Here is a 14527-nt window from a genome sequence, read left to right on the forward strand (position 1 = left end):
CGGTGGCGAACAGCCGCTAAGCAAAGGTTCAGCCGGCCTGTGCAACGCCGGGCTTCAACCCTCGCATGTTCGGAACGGTAACAGCCTTGGTCTCTCGTTTCCCGCGCCTTGCCGCCGCCTTTCTCCCGCTCGGACTCATCGCGGTCGCCGTTCCTGCCGTGGCGCAGATGGATGCGTCGCCCGCCGATAATCCCGTCAACAGCGCGGACAATCTGAAACTGCCGAGCTCGGTCGAGCTGTTCGGCAAGGCGGACCCGAATGTCCGCAAGGCCACCGCCATCGTGAACGGCGCGATCATCACCGACACCGATGTCGACCAGCGGCTGAACCTGTTCCTCGCCGCCAATGGCGGCAAGATCGAGGGGGAGGAGCGCGAGCGGCTGCGTCTCCAGGTGCTGCGCAACCTGATCGACGAATCGCTGGAGATCCAGGAAGCGAGGGCCAATGACATCACCATCACCCGTGATGAACTGACCCAGGCCTTCAACCGTGTCGCCGGCAATTTCCGCCGCACGCCGAAGGATTTCGGCGAGTATCTGAAGTCGATGGGCTCCTCGGAAGCCTCGATCCGGCGGCAGATCGAGGGCGAACTTGCCTGGCAGCGCCTGCTGCGCCGGCGCGTCGAGCCCTTCGTCAATGTCGGCGAGGAAGAGGTCCGCTCGGTCATCAACCGGCTGAACGCGGCCAAGGGCACCAACGAATATCGCGTCGGCGAGATTTTCCTGTCGGCCACGCCGGAGAACACCAGCGAGGTGTTCGCCAACGCCCAGCGCATCGTCACCCAGATCCGCGGCGGCGCCTCGTTCGTGGCCTATGCCCGCCAATATTCGGAAGCCTCGACGGCGGCGGTCGGCGGCGATCTCGGCTGGGTGCGTGCCGAGCAGCTGCCCGAGCCGCTCAGCAACGCGATCAAGGGCATGCGCAGCGGCGAGCTGTCCGAGCCGATCCCGATTCCCGGCGGCTTCTCCGTGCTGGTGCTGATCGACCAGCGTCAGGTGCTCACTGCCAATCCGCGCGACGCGATGCTCAGCCTGAAACAGGTGTCCCTGAAATTCCCGCCCGGCGCCAGCCGCGCCAGCGCCGCGCCGCTGGTCGAGAAGCTCGCCGCCGCCGGCAAGGCGGTGCAGGGCTGCGGCAATGTCGACGCGATGGTCGCTGGGCTGCCGGGCGCCGAAGTGGTGCAGAATGACAGTGTGCGCGCCGGCGACCTGCCGCCGCAGCTCCAGGACATGATCCTCAATCTTTCGGTGGGTCAGGCGACCCAGCCGTTCGGCTCGCTGGAGGATGGCGTGCGGGTCCTCGTGCTGTGCGGGCGCGACGATCCGGAGCAGGCCAAGGGCCCCTCGCCCGAGCAGATCATGGCGCAGATGGAGGAAGAGCGCGTCAACATGCGCGCCCGCCGCTATCTGCGCGACCTGCGTCGCGATGCGGTGGTCGATTATCGCTGACCCCCGCCCCGTGAGGCCATTGGCCGTCTCGCTCGGCGATCCCAGCGGGATCGGGCCGGAGATCGTTGCGAAGGCGTGGGATGCGCGCGACAGGGCGGGGCTGCCGCCATTCTTCGCGGTCGGCGACGGGCTGAGCATTGAGGCCGTGTGGCCCGGCCCCATCGCCCGGCTGTCCGATCCGGCCGACGCCGTGGCCGCCTTCCCCGACGCGCTGCCGGTGATCGAGGTGCAGGACACCGGCCCGATCACCCCCGGCGCGCCCGATCTCGCCGGCGCGCGCTGCTCGCTCGACGCGCTCGAGCTGGCGGTCGGCCTCACCCGCTCGGGGACGGCGGCGGCGCTGGTCACGGCGCCGGTCGCCAAGTCCCAGCTCTATGCGATCGGCTTCACCCATCCCGGGCAGACCGAGTTCGTCGCCGAGCGCTGCGGCATCGCGCGCGAGAATGCGGTGATGATGCTGGCCGGCCCGACGCTGCGCACGGTGCCGGTGACGACCCATTTGCCGCTGGTCAAGGTGCGCGACGCGCTGTCCGTCGAGCTGATCGTGCAACGGGCGCGGATCACCTGGCGGGGGCTGGTCCGCGATTTCGGGATCGAGAATCCGCGCATCGTCATCGCCGGCTTCAATCCCCATGCCGGCGAGGGCGGCGCGCTCGGCACCGAGGAGATCGACCTGATCCAGCCGGCGATCGAGCGGCTGGCGGCGGAAGGGATCAATGTCGGCGGCCCGTTCGCGTCGGACACCCTGTTCCACGCCCGCGCGCGCGCGACTTATGACGCGGCGCTCTGCCTCTACCATGATCAGGCGCTGATCCCGATCAAGACGCTGCATTTCGACGAGGGCGTGAACATGACGCTCGGCCTGCCGATCGTGCGCACCTCGCCCGACCATGGCACGGCCTTCGCGCTGGCCGGGCGGAACGAGGCCGATCCGGGCGCGATGATCGCCGCCATCGCCCTGGCCGGCCAGTGCGCCGCGCGGCGCGCCGGTGCGGAGCTTGCCACCGCGGGATGACGCTCGACGACCTGCCGCCGCTGCGCGAGGTGATCGCCCGCCACGGGCTCGCCGCCTCGAAGGCGCTCGGCCAGAACTTCCTGCTCGACGGCCAGCTGCTGGACCGGATCGCCCGCGTGCCCGGTCCGCTGGATGGCGCACGCGTCTATGAGGTCGGTCCCGGTCCCGGCGGGCTGACCCGCGCGCTGTTGCGCGCCGGCGCCAGCGTGACGGCGGTGGAGCGCGACGATCGCTGCCTTCCCGCCCTTGCCGAACTGGCGGAGGCGGCGCCGGGAAGGCTCAGCGTCGTGCCCGGCGACGCGATGGATATGGACGAGGAAGCGGCCGTGGGGCGCGGCGCGCACATCGTCGCCAACCTGCCCTACAATGTCGGCACGGCTTTGCTCGTCCGTTGGCTGACCGGCACGGAATGGGCGCCGTGGTGGGCGTCGCTCACCCTCATGTTCCAGAAGGAGGTGGCGGAGCGGATCGTCGCCGCGCCGGACAGCGACGCCTATGGCCGGCTCGCCGTGCTCGCCCAATGGCGGACCAGCGCGTCCCTTGCCTTCACGGTACACCGCTCGGCCTTCGTGCCGCCCCCCAAGGTGATGTCGGCGGTGGTGCATATCCGCCCGGCCGCCGCGCCCGAGGGGGTGACGGCGGCGCGGATCGGCCAGCTGACGGCCGCAGCCTTCGGACAGCGGCGCAAGATGCTGCGCCAGAGCCTGAAATCCCTGCCCGGCGCGCTCGGCGCACTGGAGCAGCTCGGCATCGACCCGGCGCGGAGGGCAGAGACAGTGAGCGTCGCCGAATATGTGGCGATCGCGCGAGCGCTCTAGTTCGGCTTGACCGTCGTCTGTTCCTGGCCCTTGGGCGGCACCTTGTCACTCGCCTGCGCGGTCTGCACCGCAGGCGGCGGACCCTTGGCGATGGCGGCGGCAAGCGTGGTGGCGGGCTGGCACGTGGTCTTGCACAGGCTCTGGATGCGGGCGAGATTGGCCTTGGCGCGTTCGATCGCGCCGCGCTGGACCATGGCATCGCCCTGGGCGGAAAGCGCGTTGACGTCGTCCGGCTTGAGCGCCAGCGCCTCGCGATAGAAGCGGATCGCCTTGCCCGGCAGGGCCTGCGCCTGGGCGACGCGGCCGAGCGCGATATAGGCGTCGCGATTGCGCGGATCGACCGCCAGCGCCGTCTCCAGCAAATCCTGCGCGCCGGTGAGATTGCCGGCGGTACGAAGCGCGTCGGCCTGCCTGACGAGCGCCGTGGAGCGCGGATTGATGGCGTCGTCAGGCTTCTGGCCGACACCCTGGCTCGACACGGTGAGCAGGGCGAGGCCGAGCGCGATGACAGGCGGCGTGAAGCGCATAAGCGTCTCCGAAGACGGTACGAAACGCCCGTCTAGCACGGGCGCCGCATCCGCGCGAAGAAAAACCCGTCAGTTCCGTCACGTGACGGGGTGAGCCGAATGCCCGGCGGGGCGGGCGTACCGGCGCCGATCTCCACCTCGTCCGCCGGCCAGTCGAGCCCGGCGGCGATCGCCGGCCCCTCCTCGGGCAGCAGCGAGCAGACCCCGTAAACCAGCGCGCCGCCCGGCCGCACCAGCCGCGCCGCAACCGCCAACAGCCGCGCCTGCAGCGTCGTCAGGCGGGTCAGCCGCTCCGCCGTCAGCCGCCAGCGCGCCTCGGGATTGCGCCGCCAGGTGCCGGTGCCGGAACAGGGCGCGTCGACCAGCACGATGTCCGCCGCGCCGGCAAGATCGGCGAGCGCCTCGGCCTCGCGCCCGCCGTCCAGCAGGCGCGTCTCGATGATCGACACGCCGGCGCGCTCGGCACGCGGCGCGAGTCGCGCGAGGCGGGCGCGGTCTGCGTCGCACGCGATGATCCGGCCCTTGCCCGCCATCATCGCGGCCAGCGCCAGCGTCTTGCCCCCCGCGCCTGCGCACAAGTCGACCACCGTCATCCCGGGCGCCGCGCCGCAGGCGAGGCTGAGCAGCTGGCTGCCCTCGTCCTGCACCTCGACCTGACCGGCGAGGAACGGCGCGCTCGCCTCGACCGCGAACGGCTCGGGGAAGCGCAGGCCGTCAGGCGCGTGCGGCGTGTCGAAGGCGTCGGGAAAGGCGGCGCGCATCTGGCTGCGAGTCGCCTTGAGGGTGTTGACGCGCAGATCGAGCGGCGCGCGTTCGAGCAGCGCGGCAAGATCGCCGGCGCCGAGCGTGGCAGCCAGCCTGGCGGCGAGCCATTTGGGGGCCACGCCGGCCGGGGCGCGCGGCTCGCCGGGCGAGAGCGGCGCCGGGCCGTGCGGTGCGCCGTCAAACAGGGCCGCGACGGCGGGATCATCCTCGGCGAGGCCGGCGAGCGCGGCCCGACCGCTTTCGGGCCGCTCGCCGGCGCGACGGATCGCGGCATAGACGAGGTCGCGCACCGCCCGACGGTCCTTCGCACCGGCATAGCGCCGCGCCTTGAAATAGCGCTGGACGAGCGTGTCGGCGGCGGGGCCGGCATCGCGGGCGGCGGCGATCACCGCATCCAATATCTCGATCGCCGCCTGGGCGCGGGCCTGCGGGGTCATCGGCTGAGCATGGGAATGGTGGGGGAGGAGGCGCGCATCGCCGGAACGTTAATGGAACGGTGACGCCGAGGAAAGCGGCTGCCGCGCCCCTCCCCGTCATGCCGAACTTGTTTCAGCATCCACTCATCCACAAACGCCGGAGCCTGTGGCGCAGTGGCCCCCTGAATCACGCCTGCCTGAGCCTGTCGAAGGGTTCAGGGTGACGAGCCTGCTGCTGCGGCGGCTCGCCACGCTCATGCGTCATGCTGAAACAAGTTCGGATAACGGTTGTCGTTGGCGGAAGCGGGTGACCGCGCCTTATCGCCGCACCAGCCCGGCGGGCGCCTCCGGCACCACCGGCAGCAGCACCGCGCTGGCATTCGCCCCGCCGCGCATCACCGTGATCGTCGCCTTCTGATAGTCCGCCTTTTTCGCGTAGAAGATGTTGGGAACGAACTTCTGCGGATTGCGATCATAGACCGGGAACTGGGTCGACTGGATCTGGATCATGATGCGGTGGCCCGGCTCGAAGACATGGTTCACGGCCGGCAGCCGGAACTTGTATTCCTGCACCTGATTGGCGGGGATCGCGGTCGGCTTGGCGAAGCTGTTGCGGTAGCGGCCGCGGAAGATGTCCTGGCTGATCGCCAGCTGATAGCCACCCATCTTCGGATCGGTCGCATCCTCCGCCGGGAACACATCGATCACCTTGACGATGAAATCCCCGTCGGTGCCGGTGGTCTTTGCGAAGATGTCGGCCATCGGCACGCCGGACACGCGCACCGGCGCGGTCAGCACCGGCGTCGAATAGGACAGCACATCCGGCCGGCCATCATAGCTGCGCTGGTCCTGCACCAGCCAGTCGCCCCAGCGGCCGTCGCCGAAATTGACCGGCCGCGGCAGGTGCGGGACCGGCTTGGCCGGATCGGAGACGTAGGAATCGCCCCCTGCCCCGCCCTTGCCGAAGCCGAGCCCGTCATCGTCCTGCATGTAGATCGGACGCAGCGGGGTTTCGCAGCCGGCCTCGCATGCCGCCGGCCAGGACTTGAAATAATCCCAATGATTCTCGGACGTGTTGTAGATCGCCGCCGGCGCCGGCGTGAAGGCCGGGCCGTCCTTCAGATAATGATTGAAGAAGGGCAGGACCATGTCTTCGCGATATTGTGCGGCGGTGTCGCCGTTCCACTTGAACGGCCCGAGTTCATAGCCGACGCGATTGATCTGGCTGTGCCGCCACGGCCCCATGACGATGAAGTTGTTGGCGGTCTTGCCGGCCTTGACCAGCGATTCATAGCTGTGGATGGCGCCGTACATATCCTCCTGATCCCACAGCCCCTGTTCCCAGAGGGTGGGCACGTCGGAGGGGGACTTGGCGAGCAGCTTGTCGAGCGCCTGGCCGGACCAGAATTCGTCATAGGCGGGGTGCTGCGACATGCGCTCCCACGCCGGAAGCTGGTCATAACCCGACTTCTTCGCCCATTCGCTGGCCGAGCCGACCTCGCGGAAATTGTCGTAATCGTCATAGCCGCCGGACGGCGGCGCCTTGCCCTCGCCCTTGTAGCCGGTCTGCGATCCGATCCAGCCGATATTGGCGAGGCGGAACGCGCCGTGGTGGAACCAGTCGTCGCCCATCCAGCCGTCGATCATCGGGCTCTGCGGCGCCGCCACCTTGAGCGCGGGATGCGGATGGAGCAGCGCCATCACCACCGTGAACCCCTCATAAGAGGAGCCGATCATGCCGACGCGGCCGTTGGACTGGGGCAGGTTCGCCTTGTTCACCAGCCAGTCGATCGTGTCATAGGCGTCGGTGGTATGATCGACCTTGGTCGGGTTGAGCGCCCCGATCACCGGGCGGGTGACGATGTAATTGCCCTCGGACTTATACTTGCCGCGAATGTCCTGATAGACGCGGATATAGCCGTTGCGCACGAAGATCTCGTCGGCGAGCGGCAGGGTGGACAGCATCGACGGGCTGTCCGAGCGCTTGGCCCGCGCATCGGCGTGATAGGGCGTGCGGGTGAGCACGATCGGGGCGTTGGTGGCGTTCCTGGGGATGACGATGACGGTGTGCAGCTTGACGCCGTCGCGCATCGGGATTTCCACCTCGCGCTTGATATAGTCGGCGTTGGCGGTGATCGGCGGATTGAACTTCGCCGGAATGTCGTTGCCGCTCGCCGGCCAGACGGGCGCATCCTGCGCGATGGCGGCGGTGAACATCAGCGCCGCGAGCGGCAGGAACATCAGCGATTTCTTCATCTGGGGCCCATCCCTGAACGACTTTATGCCCGCGGTCTTAGGACCGGCGGGCGATGGGAGCAATGAAATGAAATGCGCGGCGTCGGGGGGCGAGCCGCCGCCGCCAAACAAACCCGTCACCCCGGACTTGATCCGGGGTCCATCTCTCTCCACCAGCGAAGGCGCCGGTGCTGACATGGATGCTGAAACAGGCCTGCCCTGAACGTGTTTCAGGGTTCAGCATGACGGGTGCAAATTGCCGGCGAGCATTCGCCTCCCTAGCGCGTCGGGTAGTTGGGCGCCTCGCGGGTGATCGAGACGTCGTGGACGTGGCTTTCGCGGAGGCCAGCATTGGTGATGCGCACGAAGCGGGCCCGCGCCTTCAGTTCCGGGATGGTGGGCGCGCCGGTATAGCCCATCGCCGCCTTGATACCGCCAACCAGCTGGTGGATCACGTCGCGCGCCGGGCCCTTGAACGGCACCTGGCCCTCGATGCCCTCGGGCACGAGCTTGAGCTGATCCTTGATGTCCTGCTGGAAATAGCGATCGGCGGAGCCGCGCGCCATCGCCCCGACCGAGCCCATGCCGCGATAGGATTTATAGGCGCGGCCCTGATAGATGAAGGTCTCGCCCGGAGCCTCGGCGGTGCCGGCGAGCAGCGAGCCGACCATCACCGTGCCGGCGCCCGCAGCGAGCGCCTTGGCGAGATCGCCGGAGGTGCGCAGGCCGCCATCGGCGATCACCGGCACGCCGGACTTGGCCGCTTCCTCGGCCGCGTCCATGATCGCGGTGAGCTGGGGCACGCCGACGCCCGCGACGACGCGGGTGGTGCAGATCGAGCCCGGGCCGATGCCCACCTTCACGCCATCCGCGCCGGCATCGATGAGGGCGCGGGTCGCCTCGGCGGTGGCGACGTTGCCGGCGACCACCTGCACGGAGTTGGACAGCCGCTTCACCCGCTCGACGGCGCGGGCGACGTCGCGGTTGTGACCATGGGCGGTGTCGATGACGATCAGGTCGCATTCGGCGTCGACCAGCGCCTCGGTGCGCTCATAACCCTTGTCGCCGACGGTGGTGGCGGCGGCGACGCGCAGCCGGCCGGAACCGTCCTTCGTGGCGGCGGGATAGTTCACCGCCTTCTCGATGTCCTTCACCGTGATCAGGCCGACGCAGCGATAGGCGTCGTCCACCACCAGCAGCTTCTCGATACGGCGCTGGTGGAGCAGGCGGCGCGCCTCGTCCTGGCCGACACCGGCCGGGACGGTGGCCAGATTCTGCGAGGTCATCAGCTCGCGCACCGGCTGGCGCGGGTTCTCGGCGAAGCGCACGTCGCGATTGGTGAGGATGCCGACCAGCTTGCCGGACGCCTCGACCACCGGCACGCCGGAGATCCGATTGTCCTGCATCAGCGCCTGCGCGTCGGCCAGCGTGGCATCGGGCAGGATCGTGATCGGGTTGACGACCATGCCGCTCTCGAAGCGCTTGACGGCGCGGACGGCGGCGGCCTGCTCCTCCACCGACAAATTGCGGTGGAGCACGCCGAGGCCGCCCAGTTGCGCCATGACGATCGCCATGTCGGCCTCTGTCACCGTATCCATCGCGGCGGAGAGGATCGGGATGTTGAGCGCGATATCGCGCGTCACTTGGGTGCGGGTATCCGCCTGGCTCGGCAGCACGTCGGAGGCGCCGGGCTGGAGGAGGACATCGTCGAAGGTGAGGCCGAGGCGGATTTCCATGGGAGTCTCTGGTGTCTCTTAACGTCGGGGGGAGGGATAAAGGGCAGGATCGGCGAGCGCGCGGGCGAGTGCGACGTGCAGCGTCGCATCCTCGGCGGCCCCGTCGAGCGGGGGCAGATGGGCGACATCGTCCAGCGGCCCGTGATAATTGGCGCGAAGATAGGCCATCAGCTTGTTCATGTCGCTGAACGAGCCGGACACCATCACGGCCGGCACGCCCTTCTCGCCGAACGCCCAGCCGTCCTGCCGTTTGAGCATGATGTCGGCCTCATTGTCGCTGTCGAGCTGGCGGCCGGCCTTGCGGATGGCGGCGTCGATGGCGGTGTCGAGGGCGGGGGTGCGGCCGCGGCCCATGATCGCGACCGGCATGCCGGCCGGCGCGATGGCGGCGGTGTCGATGTTGAGATTGGCGACGACGCGGCCGAGCGGCACCGGCGGCGCGTCGGCAAAGGCTCTGGCGCCGAGCAGGCCCAGCTCCTCCGAGGTGGTGGCGAGGAAATAGACGTCGCGCCGGGGCCGCGGGCCGGCAGCGACGCGGCGGGCGATCTCGATCAGCATCGCCGTGCCGCTGGCATTGTCGACGGCGCCGTTGCAGATGCGATCCGGCGCGCCTTCGGGGCGGCATTGGGCGCCGAGATGATCCCAGTGCGCGCTCAGCACCACGGCGCCAGCCGCGGGATCGCTGCCTGCCACCTTGCCGACGATGTTTGCGGTCTGGAACGGCGCCACGCGCGTCTCCGCGCTGAGGGTGGCGCCGCCCGGCAGACGGAGGGGCCGGAACCCGGCGCCGCCGGCGGCGGTCAGCAGCGCGTCGAAGCTCTGGCCGGTGAACTGGGCGAGCCGCGCCGCGGCTGGCCGGGCGATGGCGCCTTCGATCCTCGCGCCGAAATCGGGCAGGCGGGCGCGGCCGCCCTGCTCGGCGGCGAAGGCCGGCCAATCGGCGTCGGCAGCGGGAATGATCAGGATGGCGGCGGCGCCGGCGGCGCGCAACGCCTCCTCCCGATCGCCGAGGCCATGACCGCCGCCGGGCAGCTCGCTGGCGAGGAGGACGATGGCGCCGTGAAGATCGGTGTCGGCGATCTGCTCGGGCAGGGCCGCGCCGACGAAGAACACCGGCGCCCCGTCCAGACCTTCCGAACCGCCGCGCCCGGTCAGGGCAAGCTGGTCCGCGCCGATTCCGACCGGGCCGAGGCGAAATGCGGCGGTGACCGGCGTGCGGCGCACGAGGGTGATCGTCTGCCGCCAGCCGCCGCCCGCCGCGCCGGGCGCGAGCTTCGCCCGGGCGAACGCCTTGGCGACATAGGCCTCGGTGCGCAGGCCGCCCCTGGTGCCGGGCTGGCGACCCTGGAACTTGTCGTCGGCAAGGGTGGCGATGCGCGCCTGCAGTTCCTTCACGCTCACCGTTTCCGGGATCGCCCTTGGCGAAACAGCGGCAGCACCGGCCCCCGTGGCGAGGAACAGGGCGAGAGTCGCAGCGAAGAAGCGGGGCATATCCGGCCTTGGCACCAGCTTCGCCTTAGCGCAACCCCGCTCCTACTCTCCCGCCAGCGCCAGCACGCGGCGCGCCTGCGCGACATGCATCGCCTCGATCATGCGATCACGGAAGCGTTCCGCCCCGCCCCCGAATGCGGCGATGAGCGCGCGGGCCTCCTCCACTTCCTGCGGCGTCGGACCGAAGGCGGCGTTGGCGGTGGCGATCTGGGCAGGATGGATCAGGGTCTTGCCGTCGAAGCCGAACGCACGGCCCTCGGCGCATTCGGCGGCGAGGCCCTCGGCATCGTCGAGCCGGTTGAACACCCCGTCCAGCACGGGCACGCCCGCCGCGCGCGCCGCCAGCACCACCGCTTGCAGCGCGAAGCCGAGCCCGCCCCGCCCGCTGCCCGGCGGCAGCTGCAGCGTCGCGGCGAGATCGTTGGTGCCGACGATCAACCCGGCGCACGCCACCGCGATCGACGGCGCGGCGAGCACGCCGGCAGGCGTCTCGATCATCGCCAGCACGGGTCGCTCGACGCCCCGCGCGACGGTGGCGACGGTGACCGCGTCCTCGACCTTGGGCAGCACCACGAAGGTCGCCTTCGATGCGCGCACCGCGGTGACGTCGCCGACGTGCCACGGGGTGCCGCGCAGGTTGAGGCGGACGCCCGCCTCGGCCCGGCCGAAACCCTCGGCCAGCGCCGCGATGGCGGCATCGCGCGCGCCGTCCTTGCCGTCGTCACGAACCGAATCCTCGAGATCGACGATGATCATGTCGCAGGGCAGCGCCGCCGCCTTGGCGAGCGCGCGGTCGTTCGAGCCGGGCACGAACAGCGCCGAGCGGCGCGGACGATCGGGGGAGAGATGCATGCGGCTGGCCCTCCTTGTCTGGCCTGGCGCCACGAACGCCGCATGAAGGGCAACCATGTCAAGCCCGCCCCCCGCCTTCGGACCGCCGGGTCGTTTTTCCGCCTGATGTCGCCGATCGCTCGTCCATCGGCGGACCAGCGCGATCGCGTCCGCATCGCCGGCCGGCGCTGCCCGGCGCGCCCGGCGCTCCACCTCGTCGATATCGCGCACGACGCCGGTCCCGTTGCCATGCATCAGGGCGCTGCGCCGGCCATTGCGCCGCGCGCATATTGGCGGACATCCGCGAACGGCGCATAACATCCGCAATCATGACCGCCGCGGAAGGATGATCCCTTGCTGTTCGCCCTTGCTCTCCTCGCCCTGCTTGCGGTGATGTTCGTCTTCGCCGGCGTGACCGTGGTCCGCCAGGGCTATCAATACACGATCGAGCGGTTCGGCCGCTTCACCCAGGTGGCGCGGCCGGGCTTCACTTTCATCGTGCCGTTCGCCGATCGGGTCGGACGGCGTGTGAACGTGATGGAGCAAGTGCTTGATATCCCCGGGCAGGAGATCATCACCCGCGACAATGCGATGATCTCCACCGACGGCGTCGTATTCTTCCAGGTGCTGGACGCCGCCAAGGCGGCCTATGAGGTGTCCGACCTCTACAACGCCATCCTCAACCTGGTGACGACCAACCTGCGCACCGTGATGGGGTCGATGGACCTCGACGAGACCCTGTCCAAGCGCGACGAGATCAACGCCCGCCTGCTCTCCGTGGTCGATCACGCGACCGTGGCGTGGGGGGTGAAGATCACCCGCGTCGAGGTGAAGGACATCCGTCCGCCGGCGGACATCGTCAACGCCATGGCCCGGCAGATGAAGGCCGAGCGCGAGAAGCGCGCCAGCATCCTCGAGGCGGAGGGCGCGCGCGCCTCCGAGATCCTGCGCGCCGAAGGTGCCAAGCAAAGCCAGATTCTCCAGGCCGAGGGACGGCGCGAATCCGCTTTCCGCGACGCCGAGGCGCGCGAGCGCGCCGCCGAGGCCGAGGCCACCGCCACCCGCCTCGTCTCCGAAGCGATCGCCGGCGGCGATGCCAAGGCGATAAACTATTTCGTGGCGCAGAAATATGTCGAGGCGGTGGCCCAGTTCGCCTCGTCACCCAATGCCAAGACCATCCTGTTCCCGGTCGAGGCGACGCAGCTGATCGGCACGCTGGGCGGCATCGGCGAGATTGCGCGCGAGGCGCTGGCGCCCGGCAAGGCGGGCACGCCGCCCGCCCCGCCGGCCGGCGGCGTGCCGCGTGTCACCAGCCGGGAGGGCTGAGCGGCGTGGACGGGATCGATCCGGCCTGGGCGTGGATCAGCGCCGGCCTCGCGCTGGCCGCGGCGGAAATCCTGCTGCCGGGCTATTTCCTGATCTGGATCGGGCTGGCGGCATTGGTCACCGGCACGCTGACGCTCGCTTCCGGGGTGGCGCTGGTGCCGCAGCTCGGCCTGTTCGCGGTGGTGACGGTCCTTTCCGTGCTGGTGGCCCGGCGCTGGACGACGGAAGTGCTGCCGGACGAGACGCTGATGCTCAACGACCCTGCCGCGCGCCTGATCGACAGCATCGTCATCGTCGAGGAGACGGTGAATGCCGATCACGGCCGGGTGCGGGTCGCCGATGGCACATGGCCGGCACGCGGCGACCCGGCGCGCCCCGGCGACAAGGTGCGCGTCGTCGCGGTGGAGAATGGCTGCCTGATCGTGACGCGCCGCAGGCGGAGTGGACAAGGGCGCGGGAATCGCTAAAAGTTCGCCTTCCGTTCCAGTGGAGGCCTCGTGGATCCCGCGCTTGTCATCGGCCTGATCGTAGCGCTGCTTGCCGGCCTCGGCGCCGGCTGGCTGCTCGGGCGGCAGGGCCTCGCCGCCGCGCGCGGCGAACGCGACGAGGTTCGTCGTGATTTCAACCGCGCCATCACCGAGCTCGCCGCCGCCGCGACGGAAGCGAAGCAGGTTGAGCCGCTGAAGGCGGAGCGCGCCGCGGCGGAGGCACGCGCCGTCGCCGCCGAGACGGCGCTTGGCGCGGCACGCGCTCAGGCGGAGGAGCGCGCCGCCGCTCATGCCGCGCAGATCGCCCAGCTCAACGAGGCGCGCGAGGCTCTGGCCGCGCAATTCGGGGAGGTCGGCACCAAGCTGCTCGCCGAGGCACAGCGCAATTTCCTCGAGCGCGCCGACCAGCGCTTCGCCGAGGCCGGCAAGGACAGCGAGACCAAGCTCAAGGCCCTGCTCTCGCCGGTGCAGGATACGCTCAAACGCTATGAGGAAGGCCTGTCGCGCGTCGAGAAGGAGCGCGTCGATTCCTACGCGGAACTGCGCCAGACGGTTACCCAGCTCGCCCAGGGCAATGACGTGGTGCGGCGCGAGACGGCGCGGCTCGCCAATGTGCTGCGCTCCAGCCCGAAGCATCGCGGCCGCTGGGGTGAGGAGCAGTTGCGGACCGTGCTGGAATCGGCCGGGCTGTCGGAGAATGTCGACTTCTCGCTGCAAGGCGCGGTGAATGACGGCGAGCGGCTGTTGCGGCCGGACTGCGTGATCCACCTGCCGGGCGGGCGCTGCATCGTCATCGACGTGAAATGTCCGCTGGTCGCCTTCGAACAGGCTTTCGACGAAGAGGATGAGGAGCGCCGCGCCGCGCTGTTGCTCGCCCATGCCAATGCGATGCGCAGCTATGCCGCCGATCTCGGGCGCAAGGGCTATTGGCGGCAATTCGAGCTATCGCCCGATTTCGTGATCATGTTCATCCCGGGCGAGCATTTCCTCGCCGCCGCCGCCGAGCGCGCCCCGGACCTGATCGAGACCGCGTTCCGATCCGGCGTGATCATCGCGTCCACGATCAACATGCTGGCGCTGGCCAAGGTCATGGCGGGCATGTGGCGGCAGGAGAAGCTTGCCGAGCAGGCCGAGGCGATCGGCGCGCTCGGCAAGGAGCTTTATGCCCGCCTGGCGGTGATGGGGGACCACGTCGCCAAGCTGGGCCGTAACCTCAATCAGGCGACGGGAGCCTACAACGCCTTCGTCTCGAGCCTCGACCGCAACGTCCTGACCAGCGCGCGCCGCTTCGAGGCGCTCAAGGTCGACACCTCCGGCAAGGCGATCGAGCCGGTGTCACTGATCGACGCGACGGCGATCGGCTCGACCAAGCTGTCCGCCTTGGCCGACGGCACGGCGGAGGCCGCGGAGTAGGCGACCCGGCGCCCCGTC

13 protein-coding genes are annotated in these 14527 nt (G+C 69.7%); 7 read left to right on the top strand and 6 right to left on the bottom strand.

Going from position 1 to position 14527, the window contains the following annotated elements; translation table 11 throughout:
* Positions 1–65: 65 nt before the first annotated feature.
* The 3 genes from KOF26_RS01785 to rsmA are packed head-to-tail and all read left to right on the top strand — an operon-like array spanning position 66 to position 3281.
* Positions 66–1448: a peptidylprolyl isomerase gene (locus KOF26_RS01785; RefSeq protein ID WP_216319021.1), complete on the top strand. Its 1383-nt coding sequence runs from the start codon at positions 66–68 to the stop codon at positions 1446–1448.
* Complete coding sequence (gene pdxA / locus KOF26_RS01790) at positions 1426–2463, top strand: 4-hydroxythreonine-4-phosphate dehydrogenase PdxA (protein WP_216319024.1); 1038 nt, start codon at positions 1426–1428, stop codon at positions 2461–2463. Before KOF26_RS01785 ends, pdxA begins: the two co-directional genes overlap by 23 nt.
* Positions 2460–3281, top strand: a complete 822-nt coding sequence (rsmA, locus tag KOF26_RS01795) for a 16S rRNA (adenine(1518)-N(6)/adenine(1519)-N(6))-dimethyltransferase RsmA (RefSeq protein WP_216319027.1) — start codon at positions 2460–2462, stop codon at positions 3279–3281. Before pdxA ends, rsmA begins: the two co-directional genes overlap by 4 nt.
* Here rsmA and KOF26_RS01800 read toward each other — a convergent pair.
* The 6 genes from KOF26_RS01800 to KOF26_RS01825 form a co-directional block, all read right to left on the bottom strand.
* Complete coding sequence (locus KOF26_RS01800; protein ID WP_216319030.1) at positions 3278–3808, bottom strand: tetratricopeptide repeat protein; 531 nt, start codon at positions 3806–3808, stop codon at positions 3278–3280. The two genes, rsmA and KOF26_RS01800, sit on opposite strands and share 4 nt — an antisense overlap.
* A gap of 32 nt (positions 3809–3840) precedes the next feature.
* Positions 3841–5010, bottom strand: coding sequence for an RsmB/NOP family class I SAM-dependent RNA methyltransferase (locus KOF26_RS01805; RefSeq protein WP_216319033.1), 1170 nt, complete (start codon positions 5008–5010; stop codon positions 3841–3843).
* A gap of 297 nt (positions 5011–5307) precedes the next feature.
* Positions 5308–7245, bottom strand: coding sequence for a CocE/NonD family hydrolase (locus tag KOF26_RS01810; protein WP_216319036.1), 1938 nt, complete (start codon positions 7243–7245; stop codon positions 5308–5310).
* Positions 7246–7502: 257 nt separating this feature from the next.
* The gene (gene guaB, locus KOF26_RS01815; RefSeq protein WP_216319039.1) at positions 7503–8960 is read right to left on the bottom strand and encodes an IMP dehydrogenase; all 1458 of its coding nucleotides are present in this window, start codon (positions 8958–8960) and stop codon (positions 7503–7505) included.
* Positions 8961–8978: 18 nt separating this feature from the next.
* Positions 8979–10466, bottom strand: a complete 1488-nt coding sequence (locus KOF26_RS01820) for a M28 family peptidase (protein ID WP_216319042.1) — start codon at positions 10464–10466, stop codon at positions 8979–8981.
* Positions 10467–10493: 27 nt separating this feature from the next.
* Positions 10494–11303: an HpcH/HpaI aldolase/citrate lyase family protein gene (locus KOF26_RS01825; RefSeq protein ID WP_216319045.1), complete on the bottom strand. Its 810-nt coding sequence runs from the start codon at positions 11301–11303 to the stop codon at positions 10494–10496.
* Between the two features lie 42 nt (positions 11304–11345).
* On the opposite strand from KOF26_RS01825, the gene KOF26_RS01830 reads away from it, so the two are divergent.
* The 4 genes from KOF26_RS01830 to KOF26_RS01845 all read left to right on the top strand — a co-directional run bounded on the left by KOF26_RS01830 (position 11346) and on the right by KOF26_RS01845 (position 14509).
* Positions 11346–11600 (top strand): hypothetical protein, encoded by a 255-nt coding sequence (locus KOF26_RS01830; RefSeq protein ID WP_216319046.1) that lies wholly within the window; start codon positions 11346–11348, stop codon positions 11598–11600.
* A gap of 75 nt (positions 11601–11675) precedes the next feature.
* Positions 11676–12608, top strand: coding sequence for an SPFH domain-containing protein (locus KOF26_RS01835; protein WP_216319921.1), 933 nt, complete (start codon positions 11676–11678; stop codon positions 12606–12608).
* A 5-nt stretch (positions 12609–12613) separates the two neighbouring features.
* Positions 12614–13075, top strand: a complete 462-nt coding sequence (locus KOF26_RS01840) for an NfeD family protein (RefSeq protein WP_216319049.1) — start codon at positions 12614–12616, stop codon at positions 13073–13075.
* Positions 13076–13105: 30 nt separating this feature from the next.
* Positions 13106–14509, top strand: a complete 1404-nt coding sequence (locus KOF26_RS01845; RefSeq protein WP_216319051.1) for a DNA recombination protein RmuC — start codon at positions 13106–13108, stop codon at positions 14507–14509.
* Positions 14510–14527 lie beyond the last annotated feature (18 nt).

This window comes from Sphingomonas quercus (assembly GCF_018863195.1).
Classification (GTDB): Bacteria; Pseudomonadota; Alphaproteobacteria; order Sphingomonadales; family Sphingomonadaceae; genus Solisphingomonas; species Solisphingomonas quercus.